The sequence below is a fragment of the Acinetobacter sp. GG23 genome, assembly GCF_057766365.1.
This window is the reverse complement of sequence record NZ_JBYMDJ010000008.1, coordinates 154066-174585: the sequence shown is the minus strand read 5'-3', so window position 1 is coordinate 174585 and position 20520 is coordinate 154066. Positions and strand designations below refer to the sequence as shown.

23 protein-coding genes and 1 pseudogene are annotated in these 20520 nt (G+C 41.5%); 13 read left to right on the top strand and 11 right to left on the bottom strand.

What is annotated here, in order from left to right:
- Positions 1-29: 29 nt before the first annotated feature.
- The 10 genes from madM to AC3CAU_RS13605 form a co-directional block, all read right to left on the bottom strand.
- Positions 30-791 carry a malonate transporter subunit MadM gene (gene madM, locus AC3CAU_RS13650; protein ID WP_447053492.1) on the bottom strand — a complete coding sequence of 254 codons (762 nt, stop codon included), beginning with the start codon at positions 789-791 and terminating at the stop codon, positions 30-32.
- A gap of 45 nt (positions 792-836) precedes the next feature.
- Positions 837-1238, bottom strand: a complete 402-nt coding sequence (gene madL, locus AC3CAU_RS13645; RefSeq protein WP_447053493.1) for a malonate transporter subunit MadL — start codon at positions 1236-1238, stop codon at positions 837-839.
- A 44-nt stretch (positions 1239-1282) separates the two neighbouring features.
- Entirely contained in the window at positions 1283-2218 is a 936-nt protein-coding gene (gene mdcH, locus AC3CAU_RS13640; protein ID WP_447053494.1) for a malonate decarboxylase subunit epsilon, read from the bottom strand.
- Positions 2215-2829: a malonate decarboxylase holo-ACP synthase gene (locus AC3CAU_RS13635; RefSeq protein WP_447053495.1), complete on the bottom strand. Its 615-nt coding sequence runs from the start codon at positions 2827-2829 to the stop codon at positions 2215-2217. The genes mdcH and AC3CAU_RS13635 overlap by 4 nt, the downstream gene beginning before the upstream one ends.
- A 4-nt stretch (positions 2830-2833) precedes the next feature.
- On the bottom strand, positions 2834-3655 hold the full coding sequence (gene mdcE / locus AC3CAU_RS13630) for a biotin-independent malonate decarboxylase subunit gamma (RefSeq protein ID WP_447053496.1): 822 nt from the start codon (positions 3653-3655) through the stop codon (positions 2834-2836).
- Positions 3652-4503 carry a biotin-independent malonate decarboxylase subunit beta gene (locus AC3CAU_RS13625; RefSeq protein WP_447053497.1) on the bottom strand — a complete coding sequence of 284 codons (852 nt, stop codon included), beginning with the start codon at positions 4501-4503 and terminating at the stop codon, positions 3652-3654. The genes mdcE and AC3CAU_RS13625 overlap by 4 nt, the downstream gene beginning before the upstream one ends.
- The gene (locus AC3CAU_RS13620; RefSeq protein ID WP_447053498.1) at positions 4496-4795 is read right to left on the bottom strand and encodes a malonate decarboxylase subunit delta; all 300 of its coding nucleotides are present in this window, start codon (positions 4793-4795) and stop codon (positions 4496-4498) included. Before AC3CAU_RS13620 ends, AC3CAU_RS13625 begins: the two co-directional genes overlap by 8 nt.
- 25 nt (positions 4796-4820) lie before the next feature.
- Entirely contained in the window at positions 4821-5681 is an 861-nt protein-coding gene (locus AC3CAU_RS13615) for a triphosphoribosyl-dephospho-CoA synthase (RefSeq protein WP_447053499.1), read from the bottom strand.
- Complete coding sequence (gene mdcA / locus AC3CAU_RS13610) at positions 5681-7360, bottom strand: malonate decarboxylase subunit alpha (protein ID WP_447053500.1); 1680 nt, start codon at positions 7358-7360, stop codon at positions 5681-5683. The genes AC3CAU_RS13615 and mdcA overlap by 1 nt, the downstream gene beginning before the upstream one ends.
- Before the next feature lie 439 nt (positions 7361-7799).
- Positions 7800-8021, bottom strand: coding sequence for a hypothetical protein (locus AC3CAU_RS13605; RefSeq protein WP_447053501.1), 222 nt, complete (start codon positions 8019-8021; stop codon positions 7800-7802).
- A gap of 148 nt (positions 8022-8169) precedes the next feature.
- Here AC3CAU_RS13605 and AC3CAU_RS13600 point away from each other — a divergent pair.
- Positions 8170-8397 (top strand): annotated as a pseudogene (locus AC3CAU_RS13600) (hypothetical protein); the annotation flags it as partial.
- A 39-nt stretch (positions 8398-8436) separates the two neighbouring features.
- On the opposite strand, the gene AC3CAU_RS13595 reads toward AC3CAU_RS13600, so the two are convergent.
- Positions 8437-9372 (bottom strand): LysR family transcriptional regulator, encoded by a 936-nt coding sequence (locus tag AC3CAU_RS13595; RefSeq protein ID WP_447053502.1) that lies wholly within the window; start codon positions 9370-9372, stop codon positions 8437-8439.
- A 106-nt stretch (positions 9373-9478) separates the two neighbouring features.
- On the opposite strand from AC3CAU_RS13595, the gene AC3CAU_RS13590 reads away from it, so the two are divergent.
- From AC3CAU_RS13590 to AC3CAU_RS13535, 12 genes are all read left to right on the top strand, one after another.
- On the top strand, positions 9479-10639 hold the full coding sequence (locus tag AC3CAU_RS13590) for an acyl-CoA dehydrogenase family protein (protein WP_131214048.1): 1161 nt from the start codon (positions 9479-9481) through the stop codon (positions 10637-10639).
- 18 nt (positions 10640-10657) lie between these two features.
- Entirely contained in the window at positions 10658-11458 is an 801-nt protein-coding gene (locus AC3CAU_RS13585; RefSeq protein ID WP_447053503.1) for an HpcH/HpaI aldolase/citrate lyase family protein, read from the top strand.
- 23 nt (positions 11459-11481) lie between these two features.
- Positions 11482-12324 (top strand): HTD2 family dehydratase, encoded by an 843-nt coding sequence (locus tag AC3CAU_RS13580; RefSeq protein ID WP_447053504.1) that lies wholly within the window; start codon positions 11482-11484, stop codon positions 12322-12324.
- Between the two features lie 4 nt (positions 12325-12328).
- Entirely contained in the window at positions 12329-13477 is a 1149-nt protein-coding gene (locus AC3CAU_RS13575) for a CaiB/BaiF CoA transferase family protein (protein WP_447053505.1), read from the top strand.
- Positions 13478-13713: 236 nt separating this feature from the next.
- Entirely contained in the window at positions 13714-14607 is an 894-nt protein-coding gene (locus AC3CAU_RS13570; protein WP_447053506.1) for a LysR family transcriptional regulator, read from the top strand.
- 138 nt (positions 14608-14745) lie between these two features.
- Positions 14746-15420 (top strand): 3-oxoacid CoA-transferase subunit A, encoded by a 675-nt coding sequence (locus AC3CAU_RS13565; protein WP_447053507.1) that lies wholly within the window; start codon positions 14746-14748, stop codon positions 15418-15420.
- A 5-nt stretch (positions 15421-15425) separates the two neighbouring features.
- On the top strand, positions 15426-16070 hold the full coding sequence (locus AC3CAU_RS13560; protein ID WP_447053508.1) for a 3-oxoacid CoA-transferase subunit B: 645 nt from the start codon (positions 15426-15428) through the stop codon (positions 16068-16070).
- A gap of 31 nt (positions 16071-16101) precedes the next feature.
- Entirely contained in the window at positions 16102-17367 is a 1266-nt protein-coding gene (locus tag AC3CAU_RS13555; protein ID WP_447053509.1) for an MFS transporter, read from the top strand.
- A complete protein-coding gene (mmlI, locus tag AC3CAU_RS13550) occupies positions 17367-17693 on the top strand; it encodes a 4-carboxymethyl-4-methylbutenolide mutase MmlI (protein ID WP_447053510.1) in 327 nt (108 codons plus the stop codon). Before AC3CAU_RS13555 ends, mmlI begins: the two co-directional genes overlap by 1 nt.
- Positions 17694-17725: 32 nt before the next feature.
- Positions 17726-18004, top strand: coding sequence for a muconolactone Delta-isomerase (catC, locus tag AC3CAU_RS13545; RefSeq protein WP_131214065.1), 279 nt, complete (start codon positions 17726-17728; stop codon positions 18002-18004).
- A gap of 34 nt (positions 18005-18038) precedes the next feature.
- Entirely contained in the window at positions 18039-19301 is a 1263-nt protein-coding gene (locus tag AC3CAU_RS13540) for an acetyl-CoA hydrolase/transferase family protein (RefSeq protein WP_447053511.1), read from the top strand.
- Between the two features lie 11 nt (positions 19302-19312).
- On the top strand, positions 19313-20506 hold the full coding sequence (locus tag AC3CAU_RS13535; protein WP_447053512.1) for an acetyl-CoA C-acetyltransferase: 1194 nt from the start codon (positions 19313-19315) through the stop codon (positions 20504-20506).
- Positions 20507-20520 lie beyond the last annotated feature (14 nt).

Below are 20520 nucleotides of genomic sequence, written 5' to 3'. Positions count from 1 at the left end.
TGCCCATACTGAATAAAGCCACGTAATATTTAACCGAAAATAGCATTTATACTTAGAAAAAATATAGATGGGCCTAATAGGCATCCTAAGCCGGTGTAGAATGTTGCTACCAAGGCACCATAAGGAACCAGACGCACATCAGTACCTGCTAGACCTGCCGCCGTTCCACTTGTTGTGCCCGCCAAACCGCCAAATACCATGGCTGATTGCGGACTTTTCAAGTACATAAATTTAGCAAGTAATGGTGTTCCAACCATAAAGAAAACAGATTTAATTAATCCGATCGCAATGGATAATGCAATTACATCCGAAGTTGCACCAATAGCGGTACCTGTAATTGGACCAACAATATAAGTCATTGCCCCTGCTCCAATTGTAGTCATTGAAACAGGATCTTTATATCCCATTAGCCATGCCGTCATCGCCCCGATCATAAAAGGAACGACACAACCCAGCAAGAGTGCAATCAGGCCTATCTTCCCTGCTTTCTTGACCTCTTTCACATCTACTTCAAATGCAGTCGATGCAATGGCAAGATCACGAATCATGGCGCCGCCAAGTAAGGCAAAGCCCGAGAAAATGGTAATATCTGAGATGCCTTTGGTACCATGGGTATACACGCCTGCAAAGTAGGCGATTACCAGGCCCAGTGTAATTGCAATTGCGGAACTTTGAAGTTTACCTCGGGTCAAATACTGTGAAAGTAAATGAGAAACAAACATCATAAGCCCTGTGACTGCAAGTGCAGTAACCAACGCATTTTTGCTTAATACTGCAATTAAAGTATCCATTATTTAATTCCTTTTAATTATTGAATTCGTATTTTTTAACGAAAATTAGGCTGCCTTTTCCTTTGTTTCGACTGGCCATTCATACACCTCGTAATCGCCATTTATTTTATTTAGATAGCGAATCACCAAAACTGTGCCGATTAATGATGCAACTGAAACAATCAGTCCCAACATTCCACCTGATAATGCTGCTACAACATTTTGGCCAGCAGACATGGCAACAACAATGGGAATATACATGCCTGACCAATACAACACGCCAAACTGGGTGTCTTTAGGTAAATATCCTTTTTTAGCTAAAAGCTCTTTTGATAAAATAAGTAAAATCATTGAGATGGCAACACCACCGACATTTGCTTTGACCCCTAGCAACATGCCAAGCGTATTACCAAAATAATCTCCGAGTAAATGGCAAATCGCCAGGAGTGCTGTTCCATATATAATCATTGTTAATTCCTCATTTCCTTGAATAACTTGCTTTTTAAATCGGGTTAGCTATTTGATTCAGCATTTTCTTTTTGCATGGCGACTATAAGACTGTCCGTGCGTGTTGTTTGAAATGACAAAACGCTGCCTTCTTTAAAAACTTTTCTTGCCAGGCCCGTTAAAATCGAGCCAGGTAAAACTTCGATTTGCAACCTTACTCCGCGTTCCCACGCCGCCTGAACGGTACTTTCCCAGTCAATGCTGCGACACATATTAAAGATCAGATCCTCTTTAATATGTGCTACTCCGTAGATTAACCGCGCAGATGTACCACTCAAATATTTGAACTTTGCTGGACTCAAACCTATCGGGTTCATAGCCTGAGCCAGGTGTAGTGCCTGTGCATTCAACAATTCACAATGCGAGGGCACGCTTACATTTAATTTCTTGGCCATTGCTCCCTTAAGTTTGGCAATATCTACCACCTGCTGCATGGCCATTTCTGAACCAGAAATCACAATCTGGTTGGCGACATTAAAATTTGCGATATAGATATTGCCCATTTTTTGATAAACCTCTGCCACCCAATGGCTGACTTCTGATTTATCTGCATTGATGATAGCTGTCATGCCATAACCAGCAGGATAAGCCTCTTGCATGAGCCTGCCACGTAATGACACCAGCTTCAGACCGTCTTCAAAACTAAACACTCCGGCTACTGCTGCAGCTGTCCATGCGCCGATGGATAACCCAGCCACATACTCAGGTTGTACCTGTGCATCAAGCAAAATAGCTGAACTGATATAACCTGCCAGATACAAACACAGTTGCACGGCCTCAGTTGAACCGAGTGCCTCCGGCTGATCAAGTGTCAGTACATCACGCTGTAAAGCTACACAAGCACGCTCCAAATAGTGTTGAACTAAGTGATGCTCAGGCAGATCATGCAACATGTTGACTTTTTGAGCTCCCTGCCCGGGATACACCCATATCGTGCTCATATGACTTCCTTTTCTTGCCAGGGGTTTTCAACTAAAACTGCAGCATCATGACGTTTAAGTAAAACCTTTCCTGAACTGGTTGCCCATTCTTTTAAAGCCACCCCGCCCTGTGGGGTTTGTAACTGAACATCTAATTTGTCCGTTGTCTCTGCCAGCTGCTGCAACATATTCTGTGCAATCTGTTTACTCAAGTAATTCGGCATACGAACCAACAGATCAATATCACTTTGCTCATGCACAGCTTGAATACCGCTTGCGAGTTCAAAACCTACACTCCCTGTATATCCCCACTGCACTGCAAAGCTATTCATGATCTTGGCAATTCGCAGCAACCGCTCTTGCAAGTGAGGAAACTGCTGTAGATTTACATCCAGTAATTGCTCGGGACTGACACAACGGCGAATGGCAGCGCGTAACATCTGCGTTGCATAACGCTGATGACGAGCACGACCACGTATACCGACTGCAACCCTGGATGAATCTGTGATGGCTCGCCTGACCACAACCGGATGTCCAGCCTGCATAGCTTCTACAGCCCATGCAGGTGCTGACTTTTCCAGTTGTCGGGCAGTCATTCCCCATAACAAATCATGTGCTTGCAGGGATTTCATGGTTTTACCACTCAGCAGCCAAACGATCGCGCACCTGTTTAGATGCCTGCCGATTAACGCCCTGCAAACGATGTTCCAGTCCTACGGAATCGAGTGCCTGCACTTCTGCAATCGCCTGTTTAATGCGCTGTTGAATCTGTGCTATATCGGCATAACTGGGCTGTACGGGATTGGATACGGTTAAGATATCGGTTAACAAGCCTAAGGTGGAATAGCTTTCGATGTCATACGCCATTGGTGGAATACTGGCTGCCAATTTTTCCAGCTCATCGACAGAACGTAAAGTCACCCGTGCGGCTGATTCTTTACCCATGGCATGTACCATAACGCCTTCGTCTTTTAGTGCAAAGATACGATTCGCCTGATAGCCATGCGCCAGAAATGCACCTGACATCGATTTGCCTACTAGCAGACTGATCACTGGATGTTTGGCTAATCTTGCACGGGCATAACTATCTACTGCACCCGCTAAAGCCAAATAGATCCCCAGTAATTCTTCACGGCGACCATAGGCCTGACTCGGTACATCCACCACACAGATAATGGCACGCTTAGACTCAAGCTCGTGGTCTTGTTGAATCACCTCATCCACTGCTTTGGCCAAAGACCAGCCTTCCAATACACCCACTTCGCCATGACGCGCACGCGGATACAGATTTTGTGTGTCGGGTACTACCGCAATAACCCGTACATATTGCTGATTGAATTGACCATCTGCGACCAAAATAGAATCGCTATATCCGGTGAGTTGGGTAAAGTTGGCAGTCAATGCATTAAACCAATTCAAACCACGCACCGAAGTATTGTTATGAACATAACTACTCATGAGGACTCTCCCTGATAAAGTGCCTGCACTTGCTGTGGTGTCAATTGCTCAGCAGTATCTATATTTCGCAAACGCGGCAGATAGAACTTATAATTTGAACTGCGATGTACGTGCGGTACGCCATGAGTCATAAAGTCTTGAATGTTCTGTTTGATTTGTTCACGATCATCCTCTACAAAAGCATCGATCATGGCACTTGCAGCACGTTGCTGACCACCGGTCATGCTCCAGATAAAAGGCCGGTCTTTAGCGTCATATTCCTGAACGCCGGCTTCTTGCTCAATCACTTGAGGGCCATTTAAACCAAGGCGACCTTCCTGCGTCATGATTAAATAACTGCATAGGCCCGCAGCAATCGACATTCCACCAAAGCAACCTACGCTGCCTGCAATAACCCCAATAACAGGGCGATATTGACGCAAATCCACAATTGCAGCATGAATTTCGGCAATTGCTGCCAAGCCTAAATTGGCTTCTTGCAAACGTACCCCACCGGTTTCTAGCAATAAAATCGCTGTGGTGGGAATACCGTTACGGTTATCTTTAGCTGCCAGTTCCAATGCACCTGCGATTTTGGCACCTCCGACCTCACCCAGACTTCCTCCCTGAAAGATCCCTTCGATGGAAATCATCACCACAGGTTGTTGCTGGAGGGTGCCTTTTGCAACCACGACCCCATCATCTGCCTGTGGCACAATATTTTGTTTCATCAGCCAAGGTGACATCACACGGGCGAAAGGATCCAATAGTTCGCGAAAGCTATTTTCATCTAACAGTGCTTTCACACGTTCACGTGCATTCAGTTCAATAAAACTTTGTTTATTGAGTAACGTTTCTAAATCAGCCACGGTTCACCTCTTCTAATGCTTGTTCAAAACGTAAACGCACAACGCCCGGTGTCGCTCCAAAGTCATGAATGTCTGCATTGACAGCTGGAGGGGTCTGCGCACTAAACATGCGTTCAAATAAGTTTTTCCAGCGTTGTGAACTTCCATCTACAGAGGTGATCACCTGAATGGTTATTTTTTCTGTTTGACTCGGCTGCATTAATATTTCAAGGTCGCCTGAACCTACGCATCCCACCAAGGCTTGTCTGGTTGGAGTGCCACCTGCAGGAAACTCAAAATTAAGTATTTCCATTCCATTTCTTCCTATTTTTTTTGAATTAAAGTTGCTCAACACGATCAATAAATAAGGTCACTGCAAACAGATCAGCCACGCCACCCGGTGATGCATTCAAAAGCATTAAATCCATTTCTAAAATTTGTAAGGCGCGTTTCCCAGTAATCGTGGCATAGCCACCCAAGTCGAGTACACATTGCGCACCCATATGCATGCGTTTCAGCCCTACTTCTCCTGCCCGATACAATACACAGGTATCTCTGAGGGTGGTCATCATTGCCAGTAAACTGTCTACTTGTGCTGCGAGTTCATGATTATGTTGTATACGACTGGCACGTAACTGGGGTAAGCCATATTGCATCACCACCGGAAAACCGAGTTGTGCCTGAAGTTTTGCTCCACCTGCACCATATTTTTTATGCACATATTGCCCATGAGTTTCATTATGTTTTGGGATGAACCGGTCTTCTAAACAGGCGAGTTCAGCTGCACACTGGCAAATTTCGCCCGCTTTGATCGCTGTTGCTTTTAGGCTATTTAAGGCAGTAGCCGTTACCAGCAAACCTAAAGCCCAGATCGCCCCACGATGGGTATTGATTCCTTGGGTTTCCTGTAACATAGTGACTTCGCCATCACGCCCAATTTTTCCAATTTCCTCACGTAGACCTTGCGAAACAAATCCATGATCTAAAGCGGCTTGCGCCATGGCTTCGAACATCGGCTGTAAACTTCTGGCTGAACGTTCCATCAGTTGCAGCGTCAAATCCTGATGTGCACCACTGCCTCGTTGGTCGACCAACGCAGGTTTGGGGGTAAGATTGACTTCATCAATTAAGGCGTTAACAGCTAAGTCAGCTAAAAAACTGCAATATTGACGGGTTGTAGTCTGTACAAGGGCATTCATTACCAGCTCCTGAATTTTGCAGGTGGTTGATATAAACCATCAGACCACGCCACCAAGTCACTGATATTTTTAGCTGCCAGCAATTCACGTGTTGCATCTGTACGGCGGATACCCAAATCTTCAGGAAAGACCACCAAACCGTCTCGTCTTAAACGTTCTGTGGTTTTTGGATTATGGTTGAGTCCAATTTCAGTCACGCCGGCAACGGCAGCAATCATTTCTTCCCGTTCTTGTAAGCTGCTGGCTTTATACAAGTAAGCAATGCCCTCTTCGGTCAATAAATGGGTGACATCATCGCCATAAATCATGATCGGTGCCAAAGGCATATTGGCCTTTTTGGCAACATCTACGGCATCTAGGGTATTAACAAAAGTGGGCTTGCCACCTTCCTGAAAAGTCTCAACCATTTGCACCACGAGTTTTTTACCCCGTGCCAAATAAGTGTCAGTTTCGGTTGTGCCAAGTAAACGCATATCAAGCCAGGCCGGTGTGGCATGACGACGACCGCGTGGATCATGTCCCATATTGGGTGCGCCCCCGAAGCCTGCCAGACGACCTTTGGTTACCGTAGAGGAATGGCCTTGACCATCAACCTGTAAGGTTGCTCCAATAAACAAGTCAACAGCATACTGCCCGGCAAGCTGACACATCATACGATTGGAACGTAGGGAACCGTCACGACCCGTAAAAAACACATCTGGACGTGCGGCGACATATTTTTCCATGCCCAGTTCAGTCCCAAAACAATGCACACTTTCCACCCAGCCGGATTCAATCGCAGGGATTAGGGTTGGATGTGGATTTAACGTCCAGTTACGGCAAATTTTGCCTTTTAAACCTAAGGACTCACCATAAGTAGGTAAAATAAGTTCGATGGCCGCCGTATTGAAACCAATGCCATGATTCAATGACTGTACATTATGACGTTCGTAAATACCGCGTATCGCCATCATTGCCATCAGGATATGTACGGGTTTAATGTGTTTTGGGTCACGGGTAAATAGCGGTTCAATATAAAAGGGTTTATCAGCCACCACTACAAAGTCGACCCATGAGGCAGGAATATCGACTCGCGGTAAGTCAGTGACATCATCCACCAGTTCATTGACCTGTACAATCACGATGCCATCACTAAATGCAGCAGGTTCGATTAATGCCGGGGTATCTTCAGTACTGGGACCTGTATAAATATTGCCATGACGGTCTGCCTTAAACCCTGCCGATAAAACTACATTTGGAATCAGGTCAACCAATAAACGTGAATAAAGTTCGATATAGGTATGGATTGCACCAATTTCCAGTAGGCTATCTTCAAGTAATTGGCTTATACGTAAACTTTGAGTACCCGCAAAAGAGAAATCTAGTTTCTTGGCGATGCCTTTTTCAAATAAATCCAGATGTTCAGAACGCCCGACACTCGGCATAATCATATGCAGATTATTTAAAACTGAAGGATTGGTTTGCGCCAAAGAGCGTGAGAGAAAATCGGCCTGTTTTTGATTATTTCCTTCTAAAACCACTCGATCGCCTGGCGTGATTAGGGTTTCTAACACTTTAATAATATCTTGAGTGGGAATAACCACGCCATCCGTGTATTGACGTGCCATTTCAAGCTTTAACTGTTTTTTAAGACGACGCTGAGTCCATTTACTGTCATTTTGCTGAACAGAACTTTCCATGTTTTACCTATAGCTGATGAGTTTTGCTTTACCCCTATCAAAGCTTTTTATTTTTTTTTGATCAATCAACCAAATATCAAGTTAGTTAACTTGAAGTTAACTGTTTTAATTAAATTATTGTTTTTAATAAAAATAACCATTAAGAAACTTACGACTAAAATCTTAAAGCTGTTCTTTTATAATGATTATCAGTAGTTGAGAAATATTTTTTCTCAATTAGGATCTATATCAACCTAAAGAAGATTGAGAAGAAGAAATGTTGCACTATTCAGATACGAGCAAGCCAGAAAAATCGGACATCTATTGTTACAAAACCGGCTCCGACTATGCTGTGCATAACTTCGTGCGGCCGGCCAGATAGGCAGTGCGGCCAATTTCTGGCGTCGACAATAGATATAGGAGCACCCCCTCGTTGGCGACGACTATACGCTTAAACAGTTCATCCCAGGTCGTGGGGAGAGATGGAGAAGCGGCCCAAGTGCACCTGCATAAGTACACGTGTGCCCAGACCCTCGATCGCCTGTGCAGTATGCTCCGGGTTCATATGGACGTTCGCCCAGCCCCGCGAATCTGCCACACCTTGGTCGACAGGGCTAGGATGCGGATAGTCGAGATGATCGTATTGGTCGTGGATGATCAGCAATACATCGATCTTGGGCATGTCGTCCGCCCCCCATAATCGATCAGGAAGCAGTATCCGCCCAGTTGTACGAAAAACAAGGAGTGACCCAGCCAGACCACCAGATCCTACGCAGGATCGAGTGACTTAAGGTTGGTCTTGATACCGGGAATGACGCGGCGGCCGAGGCGGCCCTTATCCTTTTATTGAGGGTAAGCGGCGTACCTCTCGCCTGCTCATGACTTTAGAGTAAATGAAAGCGGGTTATCCAACTTTTGTAATTACTTTTGAGAACCCTCTTGTCTACTATAAAGCTTTAGATATATGGATGGATTTTGCAAAGGCTGCGACATGAAATCCATTGATTGCTGACGCTGTATTGGAGGGGTTTAAGCCTTATCAGCGTGTTTTAGGAATGCAGTCTTTAATTTTTAATTATATCAATAAAAATCAGATACTAACTTTCATATATCCATTCAGCCTTTGGCCATTTTTTCTGCTCAATAGATTGCTCAACACACCCCACAATTTCACGTGAAATGATCCGAATATGTTTGGGAATATTTCTTGTAGAATGCATGGCTAAAGTAATCACCCGAGAAAATGCGGGATCTACAATTGGAGTAACTTTAATTAATCCTGCTCTAAACTCATTTATTACAGAAACTAAGGGTAATATTGTATAACCAAAGCCCTGGATAACAAGCTGTTTTTGTATATTCAAATCATTAGTTTCAGCATAGATATTTAAGTGAGATCCATTTTGCTTATAAGCCTGCTCAATCAGGGAGCGTAAGCGGTGAGGATGAAAAGGTAAAATTAATGGAAATTTCTCTATTTTTTTAAGTTCAAGAACTTCATTTTGCTGAAGTGTGGATTGAGCTGACCCTATTAAAAATAGAGGCTCTTTTACCAGCGGAGTCAGATCAATTAACTTCGAAGGTGTAGCGTCGTACATCAAGGCTAGATCAATATCTCCCGTCTCTAACCACTCTTTTAAATGCCCAGAATATCCCACTGATATTTTCACTTGTACCTCAGGATACTTTTCCTTGATCAAATTCATAATCAAAGTAGAAAGTAATTCACTAATACTCGACAATACACCGATATGAACTTTCCCTCGAATTATCCCTTTGTTTGCAGTCAACTCCAATTTGGCAGTTTCAATGTCTTCCAAAATCCTTCTAGCATAAGGCTCAAGAACTTTACCCTCATCCGTCAGCGCCATACCATGACGAGAACGGTTAAATAGTTTTACCCCTAATTCGTCTTCAAGCATTTGAAGTTGCCGAGACACTGCAGGCTGCACAATGTTAAGCATAGCTGCAGCCTTGGTTAAATTTTCAACTTCTAAAATAGTAATAAAAGTACGTAATTGTTTAATGTCCATTTCGATAATTTTCTAGCATGTCTTCCATCAAAATATACTATTTTAATTTCCAATCCATAACAATATATGATCAAAAACAAGAAGAGATCAAAATAAGGATATTTAAGTGAAAAGTACTTTTAATAACTACCCAGAAATTCGTGAAGCTGTTCGTGCATTGTGCGCACAATTTCCAGATGAATATCATCGTAAAATTGACGAAAAAAAAGCTTATCCTGAAGAGTTCGTCAATGCGTTAACCAATGCTGGCTGGCTGGCAGCAATGATTCCTGAAGAATTTGGGGGATCAGGGTTAGGCTTAGCGGAAGCATCAGTTGTTATGGAGGAGATTAATCGTAGCGGGGGGAATTCAGGTGCTTGTCACGGTCAAATGTATAATATGAGCACATTGTTACGTAATGGTTCTCAAGCACAAAAAGAGTTTTATTTACCTAAAATTGCTTCTGGTGAATGGCGCTTACAATCTATGGCTGTCACTGAGCCAACAACTGGTACAGATACCACGAAAATTCGTACGACCGCAGTCAAAAAGGGTGATCGTTATGTGATTAATGGTCAGAAAGTTTGGATCTCACGTGTACAGCACAGTGATTGGATGATTCTTCTTGCACGTACAACGCCTTTAGCCGAAGTGAAAAAGAAATCTGAAGGGATGTCTATTTTCATGGTGGATATTAAAGAAGCGATGAAATCAGGTATGGTCGTACAGCCTATTCCTAATATGGTGAATCATGAAACCAACGAATTATTTTTTGAGAACCTGGAAATTCCTGAAGAAAACTTAATTGGTGAAGAAGGCAAAGGCTTTAAATACATTTTAGATGGTTTAAATGCAGAACGTACACTGATTGCAGCAGAATGTATTGGTGATGGTTATTGGTTTATGGATCGTGCGACAAAGTATGTCAAAGATCGTGTGGTCTTTGGTCGTCCAATTGGCCAAAATCAGGGAGTGCAGTTTCCTCTTGCTGAATCCTTCATTGAGATTGAAGCTGCCAATCTGATGCGTTTCCGTGCTTGTGAACTTTTTGACAAGGGTCAAGCCTGTGGTGCTGAAGCCAATATGGCAAAACTATTGGCTGCAAAAGCAAGCTGGGAGGCAGCGAACCATTGCTTACAATTCCATGGCGGTTTTGGTTTTGCCAATGAATATGACATCGAACGTAAATTCCGTGAAACACGCTTGTATCAAGTAGCACCAATTTCAACTAACTTAATTCTAAGTTACGTAGCTGAACATTTACTTGATTTACCACGTTCTTTCTAAGTTCTGAGGAAAAATAAAATGCAGACGCCCCGTTCATTTTTATTTGTTCCTGCTAACCGTCCTGAGCGCTATACCAAAGCGCTCAATAGCGGTAGTGACGCAGTGATTATTGACTTAGAAGATGCGATTCCAACTGAACATAAACTCGAATCACGCGCATTACTCAAGCAATGGTTATTGGACCACCCCACTGAAAAAGTCATGATTCGAGTTAATGCTTTTCAGACCGAATGGTTTGAGGACGATATTCAACTCGCTCAATTTTCAAATGTGATTGCGATTGTTTTACCCAAAGCTGAACAACGACAAGAGTTTGAAGCGATTCAGCACATTCGTACTATTGATATTTATCCTATTATTGAAACGCCTTATGGCATGGCGCATGTAGAGGAAATTGCCCAGTTCCCAGCTGTTCGTGCCTTGATGTTTGGCTCTATAGACTTTCAACTTGAAATGGATATGTCTGGTGACTTTTTAGAGTTGATGTACTTCCGTAATAAAATTACTTTGGCCTCTAAACTTGCGGGTATTGCCAATCCTATTGATGGCGTCACTGCTGATTTTGGCAATACTGAATTAGTCATGACTGAAACCCTACAAGCTAAAAAACTAGGTTTCCAAGGAAAGTTATGCATTCACCCCAGTCAGGTCAAAATCATCAATCAAACATTTAATTCTAGCCCTGAAGAAATTCAATGGGCACAACAGGTTCTTGATGCTGTAAAAGCAGCGGATGGGCAAACGATTAGCTTAAATGGAAAAATGATTGATAAACCCATTATTTCAAAAGCAGAAAAGATATTAAAACAAACGTATTAAGCAAAGATAAGGATAAGACAGTTATGCAAAACTTTGCAGAATGGATTGGAAATAAACAAATTTCACAAGATCGTTGTGAAGAACGCTCAATACACATGCTTCAAGCATTATTTAATAAAAAATATCAGCCAGTAAATGAAATGCCCCATCTGTTTCATTGGGCGAATTTTTTACATGTCGTCAATCAATCTGAAATTGCTGCAGACGGTCATCCTAAGAAGGGAGATTTTTTACCTCCTATTCCATTTCCTAGACGGATGTGGGCAGGCAGTCGTCTTGAATTTATTCAACCTATTTTGGTGGGTCAAGAATTACGTCGAGTTTCTGAAATATCCGATATCCAATTCAAACAAGGCAAAAATGGTGAGCTTTATTTTGTAACAGTGAATCATTTTATTTATGCTAATGATGAGTTAGTCATTAAAGAGCAACAGGATATTGTTTATAAACCAGAAACTATTATTACTAACAATGTTAGTGTGACAACAACTCCTGTTGAAAGCCCTTGCCGAAATTACAGTTTTAAACAGCAACATTCAGTGGATACAACTGCATTATTTCGCTATTCGGCTCTGACCTTTAATGGACATAAGATTCATTATGACCGTCCATATGCCATGCAGGTAGAAGGATATCCTGGTCTAGTGGTGCATGGCCCACTCCTAGCAACTCTATTAATGCAAACGCTACAAGATAAATATCCAGATAAAATCATTAAAAAATTTGAATTTCGTGCGGTAAAACCTGTGTTCGATTTTAATGAGTTTTATATCTGTGGCGATGTACAAGAGCAAACTGCAGAATTATGGATTGAACATAGTGATGGACACATTGCTATGAAAGCAAAATTAACATTTCAGGAATAATGAGATGAAACCACTAGAAGGTATTACTGTCGTTGCTTTGGAACATGCAATTTCGGCACCATTTTGTACACGTCAGTTAGCTGATCTAGGTGCGCGTGTCATCAAGATTGAACGGCCTGAAGGTGGTGATTTTGCACGTTATTATGATGAACGGGTCAAAGGAATGTCTTCTCATTTTGTTTGGACAAATCGCTCTAAAGAAAGTTTGGCACTGGATTTAAAATCTACCGAGGCCCAACCGGTATTAAAAAGCCTGTTAAGTAAAGCTGACATTCTTATTCAAAATTTAGCACCAGGCGCAGCATCTCGTTTAGGACTTTCTTTCGAGCAACTTCATTCATCTTTTCCACAACTCATTGTCTGTGATATTTCAGGCTATGGTGATGATCCACAACATCCGGGTCCATATCGTGATAAAAAAGCCTATGACTTACTCATTCAAAGTGAGTCTGGCTTTTTATCGATTACTGGCACAGAACAGGAAAATGTCAAAGCAGGATGTTCTATTGCCGATATCTCAGCAGGAATGTATGCCTATAGCAATATCTTGGCGGCTTTGCTGGAAAGACAAAAAACGGGATTGGGCAAACGTATTGATATCTCAATGCTTGAATGTATGACTGAGTGGATGGGCTTCCCTCTTTATTATGCTTCAGATGATCAACCTGAACCTCAAAAATCAGGTGCTGCGCATGCAACCATTTTTCCATACGGCCCCTTTTCTACAGGTGACAATAAACAAGTATTATTTGCCGTACAAAATGATCGTGAATGGACATCCTTTTGTGACTTAGTCTTAGAACGGCCCGAATTAGCTCAATCCGAATATTTTATCAATAATTCAAATCGAATTAAAAATCGTGAATTATTAACAGATATTATACTTCAGACCTTCTCACACTATAGCCAAAATGAAATCATTTTAAGGCTTGAACAGGCAAAAATTGCCAATGCGAATGTCAATACATTAGCCGATGTCTGGAATCATCCACAATTAAAAGCAAGGCAACGTTGGACTGAGGTTGACACGCCAGTGGGTAAAATTCCAACATTAAAACCTGTTGGATCAAGTCATTCTGACGATTTTCAGCTTACGAAAGTACCCGCACTGGGTGAACATACTGAAAGCATTCTCAAAGAGTTAGGTTTTTGAAGCTAAAAGTAAAAATTAATTACAATTCCAAAATCTTTCTTTCACATAACTATTGTCTAATAGTCTCTTCAGTTTAAAAAAATAGATGATGCCCAGTAAAGTTTAAATTATTTATACATTATCAAGATGTATAAATAATTTACCAAACTGGTGGTGGGTCCACCCATTAGAGCCAAAATAAATGACTATAATTTTTAAACTCAGACTATGTTTTTTAAATTTAATAGAGTAAGCCTGTGAACTTTGATCTAAATGACTTTCGGTTAATTTTAAATATAGCAGAGACCAAAAATTTGACACGGGCTGCAGAAAAATCTTTCTTATCTACTCCCGCTGCTAGTAATCGAATTAAAAACTTAGAACATGTCTTAGGCTTAAAAATTTTAGACCGCTCTTCTCAAGGTGTTGAACTGACTGAAATTGGGATGATCTATTTAAAATATGCTAAATCGATTTATCATGAAATTGAATGTCTGAAAGGTGAACTGGCTCAGTTTAATGATTTGATCCCAGGGAAATTATCTATTGCTGCCAACACAACGGCCATCACTGAATACATACCCACCGCCCTATCAGAGTATTTAATTACTCATCCTCATGTGGATGTAAACCTTAAAGAAATGCTGAGTGAAGATATCGTCAATCTTGTCGCAGATAAACGTGCCGATCTTGGAATTATTTCTGGAAATATTGATACGAAGAATTTACAGACTATACCTTTAATTTCTTCTCAACTTATTTTAATTGCACCCAAAACCCACCCCATTCTAGAACACACCAATGTGACATTATTAGATGCAATTCAATATTCAGTTGTAACTTTGCATGAAGGCAGCGCAATTCAAATTTTTTTACATAAGTTATCTCAACAATTAGATAAAAAAATCAATATTCGAGTGCAAGTTTCAAGCTATGACTCAATTTGTCAAATGGTTGCCGCAGGTGCAGGTATTGCCATTATTCCTTTGGCCGCTTTTAGACGTTTACAACATATTCACCCAAATATCGAGCATAGAGAAATTGATGAAAAATGGGCCCATCGCGGCTTTAAAATATGCGCTATAAACTTTAATGAAATCAGTCAATTCACTAAAGACTTTATTCAATGTTTAAAGTCTCATATTCATTAATAATCCAGTCACTCTGCCTTGCCATAGCGTTAGCCCCAAGTTAACGCCACTTTCAAATTTCAAAATTGTGCAAAACATCAAGCTATGTAACTTTACTACCAGAGAACATGAAAAGAACGAATGTTACAGGACAGTAAAATGATCAATAAAATTTTCAATTCGGCAAAGGATATTGTCAAAGACATTCAAGATGGCTCAACGATTGCAATTGGAGGTTTTGGTGGTTCAGGCATGCCTAATGAACTTATCGATGCACTCATTGACCAAGGTGCCAAAGATTTAACTATTGTGAGCAATAATGCTGGAAATGGTGATCAAGGTCTTGCAGCACTACTCAAAGCCAAACGTGTCAAAAAACTAATTTGCTCATTCCCTCGTCAAAAAGATGCCTATGTTTTTGAAGACTTGTATCGCAATAATGAAATTGAACTTGAAGTTGTGCCCCAAGGTACGCTTGCAGAACGTTTAAGAGCTGCTGGTTGTGGTATTGGTGGTTTTTATACACGTACAGCTTATGGCACCTTACTTTCAGAAAATAAAGAAACCAAACAAATAGATGGTCAAGGCTACGTCTTTGAGAAAGCTTTAGCCGTAGATTACAGCCTGATTTATGCCAAGACGGGTGATCGTTGGGGCAATCTCATTTACAACAAAACTGCACGTAATTTTGCGCCTGTTATGGCTATGGCTGCAAAAACCACTTTAGTCGCCGTAGATCAAATCTGTGAACTTGGTGATTTAGATCCGGAAATTATTATTACTCCTGGAATTTTTGTCGATCGTGTCACCCTAAAAAATGGGTATGGAGCGTAAGCATTATGGATATCCAACAAAAAAATAATCTTGCTCAACGTGTGGCTCACGATATTCCTGAAGGGTCATATGTCAATTTAGGCATCGGTTTACCGACCCTAGTTGCGGACTATTTCGCTGATAAAGAAGTAATTCTACAAAGTGAAAATGGTGTGTTGGGTCAATGGACTCAAGCAGAAGCCGGTGAAGAAAACTGGGATTTGATCAATGCAGGAAAAGAAGCCATTGATTTAAAAAAAGGAGGGGCCTTTTTTCATCATGCAGATTCTTTTGGAATGATGCGCGGTGGACATCTGGATTACTGCATTCTGGGTGCATTCCAAATTTCAGCTAATGGTGATCTAGCCAACTGGCATACAGGACATCCAGATGCCATTCCTGCAGTAGGAGGAGCAATGGATCTTGCTTCAGGTGCACAAAATGTTTACGTCATGATGGAACATTTAACCAAACAAGGTCATAGCAAAATTTTAGAGAATTGCAGTTATCCCTTAACGGGGCTGGCTTGTGTGAATCGTGTATATACAGAGATTGCTACCTTTGACTTTGACAATGGACAAGTGTTTGTAATTGATATTGTGACCCCTCATACCGCTGAGTATGTTCAAAGTATTACCGATATACCACTCGATTTTTCAAGAATGAAATAAATCATAAATCGATTTTACAAAGGAGATGTAAATGGGAATGTTGAATTGGTACAAGGAATCGGATTCTAACCAGAAAAAGACATTTTGGGCATGTTATGCAGGTTGGGCACTTGACTCTTATGACATGCAAATTTTTAGTTTTTTATTACCCGTCATTATGGCGACTTGGGCCCTTACTCAAACTCAGGTTGGCCTGATTGGTACAGTTGCCCTGATTGTTACCGCTATTGGCGGATGGATCGCAGGTATTTTGGCCGACCGCTATGGTCGTGTAAAAATCCTGATGTTTACCATTTTATGGTTTACATTTTTCGGCGTACTGGCAGGATTTGCACAAAATTATGAACAGCTTTTAGTCGCAAGAACGCTACAAGGCCTTGGTTTTGGTGGTGAATGGGCAGTGGGCGCGGCACTCATGGCCGAAGCTGTTTCTGCAAAACATAAAAATAAGGCTGTCGGCTTTGTCCAGTCAGGAATGGCTTTAGGTTGGGCAGGATCGGTGATTGTAGCCACCGTACTTATTACGATGCTGCCACCAGAATGGTCTTGGCGTGTGGTTTTTTGGACTGGTGTCATCCCCGCTTTAATTGTGATTTATATTCGCCGTAATGTGAAAGAATCGGTCGAATTCGTAAATGATGTGGCTAAAAATAAAGAAAATATTGAGAAAGCATCTTTTAGTTCTATTTTCAAAAAAGAATATTTACGTTCAACCATTTTTGCAAGTTTACTCGTTATAGGTTTACAAGCAGCATGCTATGCCATTCTTATTTGGATTCCGACCCTGATGAATGAGCGTGGACTGAGTCCAAGCTCTAAAATTGTTACGATTTTAATTATGGCTGCAGGAGCATTTGCAGGCTTTATGTTTACAGCTTATCTGGCTGATAAATGGGGTCGTAAACAAACTCTGATTGGTATGTCTATTTTGAGCTGGATTGTAACCGTGGTGTATATGTTGATTGCAATGAATCAATACATCACCTTAGCACTGGGCTTCTTTGTCGGTTTCTCTGCAATCGGTATGTTTGCAGCACTTGGCCCATTTTTGACAGACTTATTCCCGACCCATATTCGTACCACAGGTATGGGCTTTTCCTACAATGTCGGAAAATCATTTGGTGCTCTATCAGTCGTTGGTGTGGGTATTCTTGCTGAATCATTAGGTCTTGCTACCTCGATCGGTTTGTTTTGCTTAACCGCCTATGCCTTAGCCACCATTTCAATCTTGTTAATTAAAGTTAATAAAGAAGAGCTTACACCTACCCCTTCTCTCTATAAAAAACAGGAAGCTTGATGATGATTCGTATTCTTTACTTACTCAGCAAACCAGAACATATGAGCAAAGAACAGTTTGATGCCGAATGTTTACGCCACTTTGAAATGTCAGAAGGTATTCCCGGCTTACATAAATATGAAGTGCGTTTAATTGCTTCGGAACCGACAGATCTTCATGTTCCATTCTTTGATGTGCAGGGTGTCGATGCTATTGGAGAATGCTGGTTCGAAAATGAACAACAAATGCAAACTTATATGGATTCTGAAGTTCGTAAAAACTGGTTTGAACATGGCAAGACTTTCATTGGTAAGTTGAAGCCATTTATAACCAAAGACGTTATATAAAATTTTTAATTCAAATATTAAGGACAATCAAAATGCTTTTTTGCGTAGAAATGACTGTAAAGATTCCTCTAGATAGCGATCCTACAAAAATGGATGCAATTAAACGCGCTGAAAAAGAACGCGCTATTGAGTTACAGAAAGCAGGCAAATGGCCACATTTATGGCGTGTTACAGGTAAATATTCCAACATCAGTATTTTTGATGTGGAAAGCAATAATGAATTACATGACTTATTAATGAGTTTGCCTTTATTTCCCTATATGGAGATTAAAGTGACGGCATTATCTCAACACCCCTCTTCAATTCACTAACGCTGAATACCTTTTAAGATCAAGGATGGTCATCATGGAAAAGATATACGATATTTCTCAGCTTGATTTATCCAGCTATGTTCGACATGGTGATCGCGTGGTATGGGGCCAAGCTCAAGCTGAACCCATCACGCTTACTCAAAATTTAATTCAAAATCGTAAAAAAATTGGGAAATTTAAAGTTTTTTTAGGCATTAGCCAGTTTCCTACTTGCCTACCTGAATACTCCGAACATGTTGAATATCTGAGCTATTGTGGTGCAGGACATAATCGGACCCTTGCACAACATCAGGTTTTAGATATTGTGCCTGTGCATTATTCGCAACTTCCCCGTTTAATCGAAGATCAACAGCTTAAACTAGATGTTGTATTGATTCAGGTTTCAGCAGCAAATGCTCAAGGACAATATAGTTATAGCTTGGCACAAGATTATTTAAAATCTGCCCTTCGACATGCTCGAATTGTGATTGCGGAAGTCAATCGGCAAGCACCTTGGGTGTATTCGGATCAATATTTAACTGAGGCTGATTTTGATGTGATGGTGTATACCGACCGGAAAATCGAAGCACAACACAGTGCTGATTATTCAGCAACCACTCAAAAAATTGCTCAAAATGTTGCCTCTTGCATCCCCGATCATTCAACTTTACAACTTGGAATCGGCTCTATTCCCGAGGCTATTATGCAGGCTTTGGATCAACATCAGCATTTAGGTATTCATTCCGGCATTATTGGTGATGGTGTTGCCGAATTGATGCAAAAAGGGGTGATTACCAATCAGAAAAAAAGTATTGATCCTGGAAAAACCATCACAGGTTTAATTGTGGGTTCTTCTAAACTACATCAATTTGTTCATCAAAATTCAGGCATTGAACTGCGTTCAACCGAATATACCCATCATGCTGCGACTCTTGCTGCCATTCAACAGTTTATTGCGATCAACTCGGCAATTGAAGTTGATTTAACAGGTCAGGTAAATGCTGAGATTGCCAATAAAACCTATGTGGGCGCTGTAGGTGGAGCTTTGGACTTTATTCGTGCCGCCAATCAGTCTCATGGGGGCGTTTCAATTATTGCCCTGCCTGCTTCTGGAAAAAGTTTTAGTCGTATCGTAAGCAAGCTACAAGGCCCCGTGTCTACACCGCGCAGTGATGCCGGGCTGATTGTGACTGAATATGGCATTGCAGACTTACGTGGTTTAAGCCTGTCGCAGCGTGTTGAAAAAATGATATCCATTGCAGCCCCTGATTTTCAAGCAGAACTTGAGCAGCAAGCCATCGATCTAAAACTAGTTTAAAAGGAATTGAAATGAAAGACGCTTATATCGTCAGTCCGCTACGTACCCCGATTGGTAAATTTGGTGGCGCACTTGCCTCTTTAACTGCGGTCGACCTCGCTGTCAAAGTGATTCAATCCATCATAGAGAAAACCGGCTTAGATACCCACACCTTAGATGAAGTCATTATTGCCCAGTCTTATTCATCCAGTGAGGCGCCCTGTATTGGACGCTACGCGGCTTTGGCCGCAGGACTTCCAATTGAAGTACCCGGCTATACATTAGATCGTCGTTGTGGCTCAGGTTTGCAAGCACTTATTAATGCAGCCATGACCATTCAATCCGGAAATGCTGAAGCGATTATGGTGGTGGGTGTGGAAAGCATGAGTAATATTGAATATTACTCCACCAATATGCGCTGGGGAAGTCGTGCAGGGAACGTGACCATGTTTGACCGACTGGAACGTGGGCGTGAAAGATCTCAACCAGTTGAACGTTTTGGTGTAATTTCAGGTATGCCTGAAACTGCCGACAATCTGTCCCGAGACTATAATATTGGTCGTGAAGAATGTGATGCTTTTGCGCTACAAAGTCATCAAAAAGCACAGCAAGCCTGGGATGCAGGTAAATTTAAAGATGAAGTGATTCCGCTTGAAGTGAAATCTAAAAAAGAAATCAAAACCATCGCTTTTGATGAAGGTATTCGTGCAAATAGTACTCTTGAAAGTCTAGCCAAACTGAAAACCCTATTGCCAAATGGCGTCACCACAGCAGGCAATTCAAGCCAACAGAATGATGCTGCAGCAGGTTGCCTCATTGTCAGCCGTGAGTATTTAGAAAAGCATCATTTGCAACCGATTGCCAAAATTACAGGCTGGAGCGCAGCAGGTTGTGATCCAAGTCGAATGGGTATTGGTCCTGTGCCTGCGGTGAATAAACTACTTAAAAAACTAGATATGTCCCTTGAAGAAATTGATCTGATCGAAATTAATGAAGCCTTTGCAGCTCAAGCTTTAGCAGTGATTAAAGGTTTAAATATTAGCGATACTTCTAATATTAATGTGAACGGTTCAGGAATTTCTCTGGGTCATCCTATTGGCGCCACAGGACTTCGCATCATGACATCTTTAGTACATGAGATGAAACGCCGTAATGCACGTTATGGTTTAGAAACAATGTGTATTGGTGGTGGACAAGGCTTAGCTGCCCTGTTTGAACGTGTTTAAGTACTAAATTAAAG